The organism is Streptomyces sp. NPDC026394 (assembly GCF_055567735.1).
Genome location: NZ_JBVHPX010000029.1, coordinates 62,649 through 75,158, shown reverse-complemented (window position 1 = coordinate 75,158; position 12,510 = coordinate 62,649). Strand labels below are relative to the sequence as shown.

General features: G+C 71.9%; 11 protein-coding genes and 1 pseudogene. All 12 read right to left on the bottom strand.

The features are described from left to right. Window positions 1-150: 150 nt before the first annotated feature. Window positions 151-1,137, bottom strand: a complete 987-nt coding sequence (locus tag ACZ4QV_RS37870; protein WP_361156658.1) for an ABC transporter substrate-binding protein — start codon at window positions 1,135-1,137, stop codon at window positions 151-153. A gap of 2 nt (window positions 1,138-1,139) precedes the next feature. Further along, window positions 1,140-3,134 (bottom strand): ABC transporter permease, encoded by a 1,995-nt coding sequence (locus ACZ4QV_RS37865; protein ID WP_361582772.1) that lies wholly within the window; start codon window positions 3,132-3,134, stop codon window positions 1,140-1,142. After that, the gene (locus ACZ4QV_RS37860; protein ID WP_361156663.1) at window positions 3,131-3,385 is read right to left on the bottom strand and encodes a hypothetical protein; all 255 of its coding nucleotides are present in this window, start codon (window positions 3,383-3,385) and stop codon (window positions 3,131-3,133) included. Before ACZ4QV_RS37860 ends, ACZ4QV_RS37865 begins: the two co-directional genes overlap by 4 nt. Continuing rightward, window positions 3,385-4,527: a quaternary amine ABC transporter ATP-binding protein gene (locus tag ACZ4QV_RS37855; RefSeq protein ID WP_361156666.1), complete on the bottom strand. Its 1,143-nt coding sequence runs from the start codon at window positions 4,525-4,527 to the stop codon at window positions 3,385-3,387. The genes ACZ4QV_RS37860 and ACZ4QV_RS37855 overlap by 1 nt, the downstream gene beginning before the upstream one ends. After that, a complete protein-coding gene (locus ACZ4QV_RS37850) occupies window positions 4,527-6,068 on the bottom strand; it encodes a GMC family oxidoreductase (RefSeq protein WP_361156668.1) in 1,542 nt (513 codons plus the stop codon). The genes ACZ4QV_RS37855 and ACZ4QV_RS37850 overlap by 1 nt, the downstream gene beginning before the upstream one ends. Window positions 6,069-6,126: 58 nt before the next feature. Beyond that, a complete protein-coding gene (locus tag ACZ4QV_RS37845; protein ID WP_361156671.1) occupies window positions 6,127-7,635 on the bottom strand; it encodes an aldehyde dehydrogenase family protein in 1,509 nt (502 codons plus the stop codon). Between the two features lie 249 nt (window positions 7,636-7,884). Further along, window positions 7,885-8,139, bottom strand: a pseudogene (locus ACZ4QV_RS37840) (helix-turn-helix transcriptional regulator); the annotation flags it as partial. Between the two features lie 21 nt (window positions 8,140-8,160). Then, window positions 8,161-8,706 carry a hypothetical protein gene (locus tag ACZ4QV_RS37835; RefSeq protein ID WP_361582767.1) on the bottom strand — a complete coding sequence of 182 codons (546 nt, stop codon included), beginning with the start codon at window positions 8,704-8,706 and terminating at the stop codon, window positions 8,161-8,163. Next, window positions 8,703-8,948: a helix-turn-helix transcriptional regulator gene (locus ACZ4QV_RS37830; RefSeq protein ID WP_003983188.1), complete on the bottom strand. Its 246-nt coding sequence runs from the start codon at window positions 8,946-8,948 to the stop codon at window positions 8,703-8,705. The genes ACZ4QV_RS37835 and ACZ4QV_RS37830 overlap by 4 nt, the downstream gene beginning before the upstream one ends. A gap of 55 nt (window positions 8,949-9,003) precedes the next feature. After that, complete coding sequence (locus ACZ4QV_RS37825; RefSeq protein ID WP_361619317.1) at window positions 9,004-9,951, bottom strand: hypothetical protein; 948 nt, start codon at window positions 9,949-9,951, stop codon at window positions 9,004-9,006. A gap of 2 nt (window positions 9,952-9,953) precedes the next feature. After that, entirely contained in the window at window positions 9,954-10,331 is a 378-nt protein-coding gene (locus ACZ4QV_RS37820; protein WP_361619315.1) for a hypothetical protein, read from the bottom strand. 102 nt (window positions 10,332-10,433) lie between these two features. Further along, window positions 10,434-12,296, bottom strand: a complete 1,863-nt coding sequence (locus ACZ4QV_RS37815; RefSeq protein ID WP_361619313.1) for a hypothetical protein — start codon at window positions 12,294-12,296, stop codon at window positions 10,434-10,436. Window positions 12,297-12,510 lie beyond the last annotated feature (214 nt).

Here is a 12,510-nt window from a genome sequence, read left to right as displayed (position 1 = left end):
CGGGGTGGGGTCTCCCGAGTCTCCCGCCCGCGGGGGGGGGGGGGGCGCGGCCGCGGGGGGGGGGGGGGGGGGGGGGGGCGCCCCCCCCCCCCCCCCCCCCCCCCCCCCCCCGGCCGGTCGCCCGTGGCTATGTCTCGGGCAGCCGCTCGGCTACTTCTTCGGCAGCCACTTCTTCCAGACCTCCGGGTGCTTCTCCACCCACCGCTTGCCCGCCTCGTCGGCGGACAGGCCGTCGGCGGCGATCATCTCGGAGACCTCGTTCTGGTTTTCCTTGGTCCACTTGAAGTTCTTCAGGAAGGCCGCGGCCTCGGAGCCGCCCTCGGCGAATTCCGTGTTGAAGAACTTCTGGAGCGGTGTCGTCGGATAGGCGCAGTCGATGCTCGACGGGTCCTTCGCGCCCTTCTCCGCGCAGGCGTCGGTGTACTCGGGGAGTTTCACCTCGACCATCGGCACCTGGTTGAACAGCCACTGCGGCTCGTACCAGTACGTCAGGAACGGCTTCTTCTCCTTGGCGAACTGCTGGATCTGGGTGATCTGCGCCGCCTCGGAACCCGCGAAGACGACCTCGAAGTCCAGCTTGAGGTTCTTCACCAGCGCCTTGTCGTTGGTGACGTAGGACGGCGAGCCGTCCATAAGCTGGCCCTTGCTGCCGCTCTCGGAGGTGCGGAGCTGGTCGGCGTACTTGTTGAGGTTCTTCCAGTCGGTCACGTCCGGATGCCGGTCGGCCCAGTACTTGGGGACCCACCACCCGATGTGGCCGGTGACGCCGTTGCCGCCGCCCGCCGTGATCGTTCCCTTGTCCTTGATGTACCGCTGCTCCTGGTCCGGGTGGCCCCAGTCCTCCAGGATGGCGTCCACCCGGCCCTGGCTGAGCGCGTCCCAGGCGGGGATCTCGTCCACCTGGACCGTGTCGACGTGGTAGTCCAGCTCGTGTTCGAGCAGGTACTTGGCCACCGCGACGTTGGCCTGCGCGCCGACCCAGGTCTGCGTGGACAGCGTCACGGACTTGGCGCCGCCCGGCGCCTGGAAGGGCGAGCCCTGCTTGGTCATGTCGGCCTTGCCGCAACCGGAGAGGGCGAGCAGCGTCGCCGCCGCCAGTCCGGCGGCTCCCAGCACGCGTATACGGGTACGGGCCATGGTTACGCTCCCTTCCCCGTCGTACGGCGCTGCGTCGGCTGGGTCACCCGGTCGAGCATCAGGCCCAGGCAGACGATGGCCACGCCCGCGACCAGGCCGAGGGCCAGGTCGCCGGTCGCCAGGCCGGTGACGACGTCGTAGCCGAGCGCGCCACCGCCCACCAGGCCGCCGATGATGACGACGGCGAGGACGAGGACGACACCCTGGTTGACGGCCAGCAGGAGCGCGGGCCGGGCCAGCGGGAGCTGGACCTGCCGCAGGGTCTGCCAGCGGGTGGCGCCCAGCGAGCGGGCGGACTCCATCGCGGCCGGGTCGACCTGCCGCAGGCCCTGGGTGGTGATGCGGATGACCGCGGGCAGCGCGTACACGACGGCGGCGGCAGCGGCCGGGGCGCGGCCCACGGCGAACAGCGCGACCACCGGGATCAGGTACACGAACTGCGGCATGGTCTGCATGACGTCCAGCACCGGCCGCAGGATCGCCTCCAGGCGCTTGCTGCCCGCGGCGAGAATGCCGACGGCGAAGCCCAGCACCAGGGTCACCGCGAGGGCGGCGAGAACCTGGGAAAGGGTGTTCATGGACGGCTTCCAGACGCCGAGGACGCCGATGGCGGCCATCGCGAGCGTCGCGGTCAGCGCGGTGCGCCAGGTGCCGATCAGCCAGGCCAGCGCGGCGACGATGAGCAGCGCGCCCCACCAGGGCAGCGCGGTCAGGCCGTCGCGCAGCGGGTCCAGGACCCAGGAGGTGAAGTGCGCGGCCCAGTCGGCGGTACCGCCGACCACCGGGACTCCGGAGTAGAGGTGGTCGACCATCCACTCCTTGAAGTCGTTGACCGGGCGGGCGATGGCCACCGTCCAGCCGGACGGCCAGACGGTCGAGCCCGCCAGCCGGCCCGCGGCGGTCACCAGCGCGGTGAGGACGGCGATACCGGCCCAGGCGCGCCGGCCGCGCAGCAGCTTCGGGCCGTGGGCGGCCGGGTCGGCGCCCATCCGCTCGCCGGCGGCGGCGGTCGTGCGGTCCATGACGATGGCCAGCAGCACGATCGGTACGGCGGCGGCGAGCGCGGCGCCGACGTCCACCGAGGCGAGGGCCTGGTAGACGCGGTCACCGAGACCGGCCGCGCCGATCATGGAGGCGATGACGGCCATGGACAGCGCCATCATGATCGTCTGGTTGAGGCCGAGCAGCAGTTCCTTGCGGGCCAGCGGCAGGCGGGCGGTCAGCAGCCGCTGCCGGCCGGTCGCGCCGAGCGAGGCGACGGCCTCCAGGACGCCCGGGTCGGCGCCGCGCAGGCCGAGCGCGGTCAGCCGGGCCATCGGCGGGGCCGCGTAGACGACGGTGGCCAGCAGCGCGGCGGGCACACCGATGCCGAAGATCAGCACGACGGGCAGCAGGTACGCGAAGGCCGGCAGCACCTGCATGGTGTCCAGCACCGGCCGCAGGATCTTGAACAGCCGCTCCGAGAGGCCGCCCGCCAGGCCCAGCAGCGCGCCCACGGCGACCGAGGCGAGCACCGCCACGATCATCAGGGCGAGGGTCTGCATGGTCGGCAGCCACATGTCCAGGACGCCGCTGACGGCGAAGGAGATCAGCGCGGTCGCGGCGATGCGGACGCCCGCGACGCGCCAGGCGACGAGGGTCACGCCCGCGGTGACGCCGGTCCAGCCGAGCAGCAGCAGAAGCTGGTAGACGGCGCGTACGGAGATGACGACGGCGTTGCTGAGGTGGCCGAGGAAGTACACGAACAGCGGGTGGCTGTCGCGGTTGTCGATGATCCAGTCGCTGGTGCGGCCGAGCGGGCCGGTCAGGTCGACGGTCAGGTCGCTCGGCCAGGTGCCGCTGGACCACTTGGCGTGGGCGAGCGGTACGAGGACCGCGGCGGCGACGGCGAGGATGAGGATCTTGCGGAGGCCGCGGCTCTGGAGGGCGGCTCGCAGGGCGCCCGGCTGGTCGGGCGCGGCGGTGGCGGTGCTCGCGGTGGGGGTGGCGGCCGTCATGCGCGCCCCCGCTTCACCGTGCCGGCCGGTATCTGCATCGCCGCGGCGCGCCGGGCCTCGTGCCAGCGGCGCTGCACGGCGGTGCGGAACCGGTCCGCCAGGGAGGGGGAGGCAGGGACATCGCGGGTGCGGTCCCGGGTCGGCGGCTGGAGCGTCCGCACCTGGGCGGGGGCGACCCGCACGGGCCGCCGGGTCGGAGGCCAACCGGCCGCCACGGCGGCCGCGTCGGCGGTACTGGAATGCGCGGACATCAGGCAGCCACCTCGCCGGCGTCGATCTTGGCGACGACGTTGAGCAGGCAGGTGCTGTCCACGATGCCCAGGCAGCGCTTGCCGTCCATCACGCGGGCCGAACCGCCGGAGCGGGCGACCGCCTCGATGGCGTCGGCGACCAGGGTGTCCGGCGCGAGCGCCGCGCCCGTCTCCGTCTCGCCGGACTCGGCCGGGCGCATGGCGCGCCGTACGGTCAGCACCTGTTCACGCGGTACGTCCTGGACGAAGTCGCGGACGTACGCGTCGGCCGGGGAGCCCACGATCTCCTCGGGCGTGCCGAGTTGAACGATTTTTCCGTCGCGCATCAGGGCGATCCGGTCGCCGATGCGCAGCGCCTCGGCGAGGTCGTGCGTGATGAAGACCATGGTGCGGCCCTCGTCCTCGTGCAGCCGGACGACCTCTTCCTGCATGTCCCGCCGGATCAGCGGGTCGAGCGCGCTGAACGGCTCGTCGAACAGCAGGACTTCGGGGTCCACGGCGAGCGCGCGGGCGAGCCCGACGCGCTGCTGCTGGCCGCCGGACAACTGCCCGGGGCGGCGGTGCTCCAGCCCCGCGAGGCCGACCTTCTCCACCATCTCGGCGGCGCGCTCGCGGCGTTCGGCCCGCGGCACGCCCTGGATCTCCAGGCCGTACGCGACGTTGTCGATCACCGAGCGGTGCGGCAGCAGGCCGAAGTGCTGGAAGACCATCGCGGCGCGGCGGCGGCGCAGTTCGCGCAGCTTGGTCTTGTCCATGGCGCGGACGTCCTCGCCGTCCATGTCCAGGCCGCCGCTGGTCGGCTCGATGAGCCGGGTCAGACAGCGCACCAGGGTGGACTTGCCGGAGCCCGACAGGCCCATGACGACGAAGACCTCACCCTTGTGGACGTCGAAGCTGACGTCGCGGACGGCGGCCGTGCAGCCGGTCCGCTCGCGCAGTTCCTGCGCGGACAGACCGGTCAGCTCGGCGTTCTCCGGGACGCGCTCGGCCTTGGGGCCGAAGACCTTCCAGAGGTTGCGGACGGAGAACACGACGTCCCGGGGGTCCCGGGAGTCACGGGGGTCCCGGACTTCCTCGGCCGTCAGGTTGTCGGCGGCCTCGCGGGGCTGGGGTATTCCGGCTTCGGGGGCGGCGGCGGCCATCACGCACCACCTCCCTGGGTCGGGGAATCAACCAGCAGCTCGGCTGCCTTCTCCCCCACCATCAGCACGCCCAGCATCGGGTTCACGGCGGGCATCGTCGGGAAGACCGACGCGTCGGCGATCCGGATGCCGGACAGGCCGCGGATCTTCAGCTCGGGGTCGACGACCGCCATCGTGTCGTCCTTGGCGCCCATCTTGCAGGTGCCGGCCGGGTGGTAGACGGTGTGCGCGGCCTTGCGGACCAGCTCGCTGATCTCCTCGTCGTCGGTCACCTCGGGGCCGGGGAAGACCTCGCGCTTGAGCCACTTCTTGAACGGCTCGGCCTCGGCGACCTTACGGGCCAGCTTGATGCCGTCCACGAGGGTCTTGCCGTCGTAGTCGTCCTCGTCCTCGAAGTACTTGAAGTCGAGCGCGGGCTTGACCTCGGGGTCCTTGGACGTCAGGTAAAGCCGCCCGCGCGCCCGGGACTTGGGGATGTTCGGCGTCATCGACACACCGTGCTCGGGGCGTTCGTAGCCCAGTCGCTCCGGGTTGTCGGTGAACGGGATCTGGTAGAAGTGGAACATCAGGTCCGGGCCCTTGTGGTCCGGGTCCCGCTTCACGAACAGGCCCGCGTCGGAGTCCATCGCGGAATTGTCCGGGAGCGGCCCGTTGGTCTCCCAGACGATCACCGACTCCGGGTGGTCGATCAGGTTCTCGCCCACGCCCGGCAGATCGACCTTGCAGTCGATGCCCAGCGCCTCCAGGTCCTTCTTCGGCCCGATGCCCGAGTGCATCAGCAGGCGCGGGGTGTCCACCGCGCCGGCGCACACCAGCACCTCGCGCGCGGCCTCGACGTAGACCTTCTCGCCGTCCTTGGTACGGACGTGGACGCCCTTGGCGGTGGTGCCGTCCAGCTCCAGCTCGGTGGCCCAGGTCTCCAGCATCAGCGTGAGGTTGGGCCGGTCACCGGCCTCCATGTGCGGATGCAGGTACGCGACCGAGGCGGAGGACCGCTTGTTGTTCTCCGGGTGGTACGACAGGTCGAAGAACCCGACGCCCTCCTCGAACGGCTGGTCGTTGAAGCCGACGATCTCGGGCACGCCGAGGGCGGTCTTGGTGGCCTCGATCCAGTCCGTGGCGATCTGGTTCTGGTCCTTCTTCGCCACCCGCACGATGTTGTTGCGCAGCTTGCCGAAGTAGGGGTCCATGGCCTTGGCGCCCCAGCCGGTGGCGCCCGCCGCCTCCCACTCGTCCCAGTCGGACGGCAGCGGCTTGAAGGAGATCAGGGTGTTGTGCGACGAGCAGCCGCCGAGCACCTTGGCGCGGCTGTGCAGGATGTGCGAGTTGCCGCGGGGCTGCTCGGTGGTGGTGTATTCGTAGTCCAGCTCGCCGCCGAGCAGGCCGAGCCACTTGCGCAGCGTCAGCACGTCCTCGCGGTCGATGTCGGAGGGGCCGCCTTCGATGACGGCGACACTCACGTTCGGGTCCTCGGTGAGCCGGGAGGCGATCACCGATCCGGCGGTGCCACCGCCGACGATCACGTAGTCGTACACGGGCATGAGGTGGTGCTCCTTCTGCAAAGTTCGTGCGTGCGTGGTGCGGTGAACAGACGGGGCCTCAGCCCGCGAACCAGCGGACCGGTTCCGGCCGGAGGTTCTCGTAAACGTGCTTGCTCTCGCGGTACTCGTCCAGACCGGCGGGGCCCAGTTCCCGGCCGATGCCGGACTTGCCGAAGCCGCCCCACTCGGCCTGCGGGAGGTACGGGTGGAAGTCGTTGATCCAGATGGTGCCGTGCCGCAGCCGGGCGGCGACCCGGCGCGCGCGGGCGGTGTCGGCCGACCAGACGGCGCCGGCCAGACCGTACTCGGTGTCGTTGGCCAGCGCGACGGCCTCGTCCTCGGTCGTGAACGTCTCCACGGTCAGGATCGGGCCGAAGGTCTCCTCACGGATCACCTTCATGTCGCGGTGGCAGCCGTCCAGGACGGTCGGGCTGTAGAAGTAGCCGGTGGCCGGGCGGACGTCACTGGCCTCGGGGCGGCGTCCGCCGCACCGAAGCTGGGCGCCCTCCTGAAGGGCGGAGGCCACGTACGCCTCGACCTTCTCCAACTGCTGCTGCGAGACGAGCGGACCGCACTCGACGCCCTCCTCGGTGCCGCGCCCCAGCTTGATCTTCTCGGCACGGCGGGCCAGTTCGGCGACGAAACGGTCCCGCACCGACTCCTCGATGATCAGGCGGGCGCCGGCCGAGCAGACCTGGCCACTGTGGGCGAACGCGGCGTTCAGCGCCTGGTCCACGGCGGTGTCGAAGCCCTCGTCGGTGGCGCAGGAGTCGGCGAAGACGACGTTCGGGTTCTTGCCGCCCAGCTCCAGCGCGATCTTCTTGGCACCCGCGACCGCCGCCGCACCGGCCTTCGTGCCGCTGGCCAGCCCGCCCGTGAAGGAGAAAAGATCCACATCCGGGTGCTCGGCCAGCCGCTGGCCGACCGGCAGGCCCGCACCGGTGACGATGTTGGCGACCCCGGCCGGCAGGCCGGCCTCGACCAGCAGCTTGATCAGGTACACCGTCGTGAGCGGCGTGACCTCACTCGGCTTGATGACGAAGGTGTTGCCCGCGGCGAGCGCCGGAGCGATCTTCCAACTCGCCTGGAGCAGCGGGTAGTTCCACGGCGTGATCATCGCGCACACGCCGACCGGCTCGTGCACGACGACACTGTGCACGTCCGGGCTCCCGGCGTCCACCACACGCCCGCCGCTCTCGTTGATCACCAGATCCGCGAAGTACCGGAAGGCGTTGGTGACGTCGTCCACGTCGACCCGGCCCTCTTCGAGGGTCTTGCCGGTGTCCCGGCTCTCGATCAGGGCGATCTCCTCGCGGTCCCGCTGGAGCAGGTCCGCGACCCGCCGCAGCAGCGCCGCCCGCTCCGCGACGAGGGTGCGGGGCCACTCGCCCGCGCCGTTGTCGAACGCGCGGCGCGCCGCCTCGACCGCCGCGTCGGCGTCCTCGGCGCCACCCTCGGCGACGACTTCGAGCGTCTTCGCATCGGCGGGGTCCAGGATCTCCCGCGTGGCGCCGGATACGGCGGAGCGCCACACCCCGTCTACGTGAATCGTCTCGCTTGCCGACACGTCTGTTCTGCCTTTCGACTTCCGGTTTGTTGCCACTGGTTCACACCAGCAACGAGGACCCCTCCCCGGAACCCCTTTACCTATGCCGAAACGTCCGAGGAAAGTGACCCGACTCACTCTTCCGGCCCCCGGAATGCAGGTTTGCGAGGGCCGATCCGGGTCACCGGACGGTCCTTATGGCCCACTGTCAGGGCAGGCGAATATCCGTTCAGGAGGGCCTGGAGTCCCGCATCGGCACCGCGCATCTCCTCAGGCCGTCGTGCCGCCGCGCTGCCGGTGGTCGCGGGGACTGATGCCCCGCACCCGTTTGAAAGCGGCGCTCAGGGCGAAGGGGCTGCCGTACCCGACCCGGCGGGCGACCGCGCCGAGTGTGGCGTCCGGCTCGCGCAGGGGATCGGCGGCAAGGGCCAGACGCAGGCCGGTCAGGTACGTCATCGGGGGCTCGCCCACCAGCTCGGTGAAGCGACGGCCCAGCACCGCGCGGGAGACGCCGCTCGCCGCCGCCGGTCTCCGCGAGGTGCTGGGCTACTCGTCCGTCTCGTCGGCCGGTTCGTCCTGAGCCGTCATTCCGGCCACCCACAGCGGCATCAGCCAGTGCACGACGAACGCCGAGATCAGTACGGGGAGAACCGCCCCGCCGACCGTCAGCCCGCCGAGTTCGCCGACCACGATGCCACCTGCCACGCCGCACCCCAGTACGTACGTGGTCAGGCGGTTCGCCGTGGCGCGCACCCGGTCACGCTCGGCCAGCTGGCGTTCGTCCAGGACGTGGGGGCGCAGGTCGAGGAGGCCGCGGATGGCCGCGTTGAGCACGCCGGTGGCCATGCACCAGGGAAGGACGAGAAGCGGCGCCGCGAGGACGACGAGCCAGGGGGTGGCGGTCGCGAACCCGGTGAATTCGGCGGCCAGGATGACCCCGGTGAGCAGCACATGAAAGGCGACGGCCGCGCGCCGCCGCCCAGCCGTCGCGTGCAGCGGCGCACCCTCACGGCAGTTCATGATGGCGTACATGCGCTCGTCGTAGCGCGTACGCACCCGGTGGGGCGTGGGGGTGGTACCGGTGGTCGTCACTGCTTCCTCCCGTAAACCTCGTCCGTGAGCGGGCGGAACGGCCGGAGTGAGAACAGGGCCTCCACCGGCAGTTCGAAGAACTCGGCCATGCGCAGGGCGAGGTCGAGGCTCGGGTTGTACTGCCCGCGCTCGATGTAGCCGATGGTCTGGTAATGGGCACCGACCGCGTCGGCCAGCGCCTGCCGGGACACCTTGCGCTCGGCACGCACCATCGCCAGCCTGTTGTGCACCTGCTCGCTCATGTATAAGAAGTACTACATTACCGAGCAGGGGCACAACCGATTGGGCGACCCGAGGTCAGGAAGCGCGAGGGTCGAAGAACTGCAAAGCGGTCTGCTGGATGCGGCTCTGGGCCGGCCAGTCGGCGTCGGGGCCGAGGACCAGGACGGCGAACTGGCGGCCGTCGGGGACGGTGAAGGCGCGGTCGGTGACGCGGGCGCGGACGCCGAGTTTTTCGCTGTCGTAGGCGTAGACGAGTTCGACCGTGCCGGAGCTGACGCCGACGTCCTTGGCGGGGCCCAGGCTCATCTCGACGTAGCCCGGCTTGTCGGCGAGGCTCCGGGAGGTGGCCTTGAGGGCTTCGAGGGGGGTGATGTCGGGCTCGGTGACCTCGAAGACCTGGAGGAGGTACCGCTCGTCGGGGGCGGTGTAGAAGACGCCGTCCGAGCGCTGGCTGCGCTGCCAGTTCTCCGGTACGGCCAGGGAGAAACCGGCGCTGTCCCGGGCCAGCCGGTAGCCGGGCGGGACCGCGCCCGAGGGCGAGCCGGACGGGCTGCCGGCCGCCGGGTCGTCCGTGGAGGGGCCGGTCGGTACGCCGGGCTCGGCGGTGGCCCGGTTCGGGCCCGGTGAGGAGACCGCGGTCCCGGGTTCGGAGCGTACGGCGGTGTCGTCGCCGCCCCAGAGCAGCCAGCCGCCGCCGAACCCCACGGCGACCACGGCGGCCGCCGCGCCGACGACGAGCGGCGTCGGCCAGGTGCGCGGGTTGGTGGCGGACAGGCTCGTGCCGGGTGCCGCCGTCGGGCCGTGGCCCGGCGGGCGGGGCGGCGGATAGGCCGGGAGGTGCGGAGCGTCGGCCGTGGCGTCGGTGGAGAAGCCCGCCTCCGGTGGGGACGCGGGGCCGGGTACCGACCCGGGCCTGGACGGCGGCGGGCCGGTGTACGGCGCGGGAGCCGGGCCGCCGGTGTCCCAGCGCTGTTCCTCGTCGTTCCAGCGCACCCCGCCCGCGCCGCCCCCCTGCTCGCCCATCCTCAGCCTCCCAGCAGCGCGGCCACGGCCTGCCCCACGGCGGCGCCCGACGCCAGCATGCCGGTGACCGCGCCCGCGTCGGCCAGCGCCGTACGCAGCCGGTCCAGGCGGCCGGGCGCGGTGCTGCCGGTGGTCTCGATCTCTTCCTGCGCGTCGGTCAGTTCGGCGGTCAGCAGGGTGACCTGCGGCGTCTCGACGACCCTGGCCAGATCTTCGCGCAACTGGCGTACGGCGGTGAGCAGTTCTTCGTGCGCGGGGTCGGCGCCGGGGCGGCCCGTGGTGTGCTCGTTGTGGGTGACCGTGTTGTGGTCGCCGATGGCGAAGGCCCCGTGCACCTCGCCGATGTGGATGCCGCGGTTGCGTTCGTCAGCCGTTGCCATGTCTGCCTCCCCGTTCGTCCGCTGCGTTCGTCCGCTGTGGTGCCGTGTGCGCCGGCCGTGGTCACGATTGTGCCTCGCCCCGGGCGGGGCCGTACCGGCGGTTCACCGGCCTGTGTCGGCGGTCTTGGCGGTCTTCGCGGGCCTGGCTGCCTTGCCGGCCGCACTCCCGCCCGACGCGCCGGAGGCCGCCGCCCCGCCCAGCCCTCCGTTGCTGGTGATCGTGTTGTGGTCGCCGATGCCGATGGCACCCTGCGCCGACTCGATGAACACCCCGCCGTTGGTGACGTTGACGACCCGCTGCTCGAACTCGTCGGTCTGCCAGCCCGCTTCGTACAGCGCGCTCCGCACCCCGCCCGCCACCCGGTCCTGGATGCTCTTCAAGTAGCGGGTGACGTCCATCTCCTGGAAGAGCGAGGCGTCCCCGTCGGAACCCAGTTCGCGGACCGAGGCCGCCGGTCCGTCGGGCAGCGCGCCGCCGTGCCCGCCGGTGAGCAGGCTCCAGGCGGACACGAAGCCGCGCCACAGGCTCGTCACCGCGCGCCCGGCGGAGCGCGGGGTCTGCGCGAGGGCCCACACCACCTTGCCGAAGGGGTTGTTGCGGCGGTAGCGGTGGGCGATCCGGTCGGCTTCGCGGTACAGCGCGCGCACCGGCCACAGCACGTGCGGCGCGACCTCCAGCATGAGCATGCCGCCCTGCGTGTGGACCCGTACGAAGACGGTGACGACGATGCCCTCGCCCCAGCCGCCGACCCGCACGCGCAGGAAGTGGCGCCGGGTCTCGCCGCCCTCCTCGACCGCACGGGCCCGGTGCGCGGCGAAGCCGTCGGGGCCGTACGGGGCGGCGTCACGGGACGGCAGCCCGGCCACCGGCAGGAAGACGCACTCGTCGATCTCCAGCTCGCGCAGCCGGTCCCGCACCGCGGCGGCGGCCTGCGGCGACCCGTGCGCCGAGGGCTCGCGGAGCGCCGCGACCAGCGGGATGATCCGCTGGAGGACGGTGTCGTTGTCCAGCGGCACCGGCCCGCCGTCGGCGCCCCCGGCCGGGTCCGGCGCCGCGTCCTTGCGGGGCCGCAGTTCCACCGACAGCGACCAGGTCTCGTACGGCGTGCCCGCGCCGCAGAACGGATCGGCGGCACGGTACATGACCAGCGGACCGTGCTGTTCGGTACGGATGCGGTGACGCAGCCGCTGGAAACGCACGCCCTCGGCCCGCTCGGCGGGGTCGGCGGCGGCGTCCGGGAAGCGGGCCCGGGACAGTTCGGTGGTCAGCGCCTTGGCGATGTGGCCGTGCTGCGCGCCGACGGCCCAAGCCAGGACGAAGGGGAGCGCCAGGGCGAGCCAGGCGTTCAGCGGTTGTGCCGCGAACATGTTCTGGCCGAAGAGGTCGGTGGGCAGGAAGAACAGCAGCGGGTTGTCCGACAGTCCGGAGGAGCTGCCGGAGTAGCCGTACGACGAACCGCCGGACCCGCCGGAGTCGTCGCCGAACACCATGGCCAGCAGCACCACGGCCACGCCCAGCACGGCCAGCCGCCCGTACCAGCGCAGCAGCCAGCCCGCGAACCGCCGGTACCAGGGCGGATGCACGGCGCGGCCCCGTACGAAGGAGGCCAGCGAGAGCAGCAGGACCGGCAGCAGGTAGAGCAGGGTCAGGCCGGAGGAGAGCGGGACGGACACGACCCACAGCAGCAGGACGGCGGCCGCCCAGGCCAGCTCCATGCGGCGGGCGCGCAGCGCGTGGGCCAGTACGCGGGCCGCGTCGAAGCCCAGCGACGGGGCCGCGAGGCGTTCTTCGTGGACGTACAGCTCGTCGATCACCGCGTCGCGGTAGGCGGGGTCGAGGTAGGTGCCGGCGCAGAGCAGTCGGGTGGCCTCGCTGGCACCGGGGGGCCGGAGGTCCGGGGCGTGCGGGCCGCTCTGTGAGCCGGAGTGCGAGCCGGACTGCTGCGGCACGTGCGGATGCGTCACCTGGTTCCCCCCGGACGGCAACAGCCCGGACGGGCGGGCGGGTTGCGTATCATGAACGCCGCAGCATAAAGGAGGCGAGTGAACCGTGCCAGGCACTTGCCCGGAAGATCACACCAAGGTGTGACACCGGGGAGGGACAAGAACGCCGGAGCCCGTACGGAACCCCGAGGGGTTCCGTACGGGCTCCGGTCGTGCGGGCGCGTCGGAGGGCACC

Coding starts and splice junctions, on each gene's coding strand:
- ACZ4QV_RS37830 (WP_003983188.1), bottom strand. CDS start 8,948: ATGAGCGAGCAGGTGCACAACAGGCTGGCGATGGTGCGTGCCGAGCGC.
- ACZ4QV_RS37825 (WP_361619317.1), bottom strand. CDS start 9,951: ATGGGCGAGCAGGGGGGCGGCGCGGGCGGGGTGCGCTGGAACGACGAG.
- ACZ4QV_RS37870 (WP_361156658.1), bottom strand. CDS start 1,137: ATGGCCCGTACCCGTATACGCGTGCTGGGAGCCGCCGGACTGGCGGCG.
- ACZ4QV_RS37820 (WP_361619315.1), bottom strand. CDS start 10,331: ATGGCAACGGCTGACGAACGCAACCGCGGCATCCACATCGGCGAGGTG.
- ACZ4QV_RS37860 (WP_361156663.1), bottom strand. CDS start 3,385: ATGTCCGCGCATTCCAGTACCGCCGACGCGGCCGCCGTGGCGGCCGGT.
- ACZ4QV_RS37865 (WP_361582772.1), bottom strand. CDS start 3,134: ATGACGGCCGCCACCCCCACCGCGAGCACCGCCACCGCCGCGCCCGAC.
- ACZ4QV_RS37855 (WP_361156666.1), bottom strand. CDS start 4,527: ATGGCCGCCGCCGCCCCCGAAGCCGGAATACCCCAGCCCCGCGAGGCC.
- ACZ4QV_RS37850 (WP_361156668.1), bottom strand. CDS start 6,068: ATGCCCGTGTACGACTACGTGATCGTCGGCGGTGGCACCGCCGGATCG.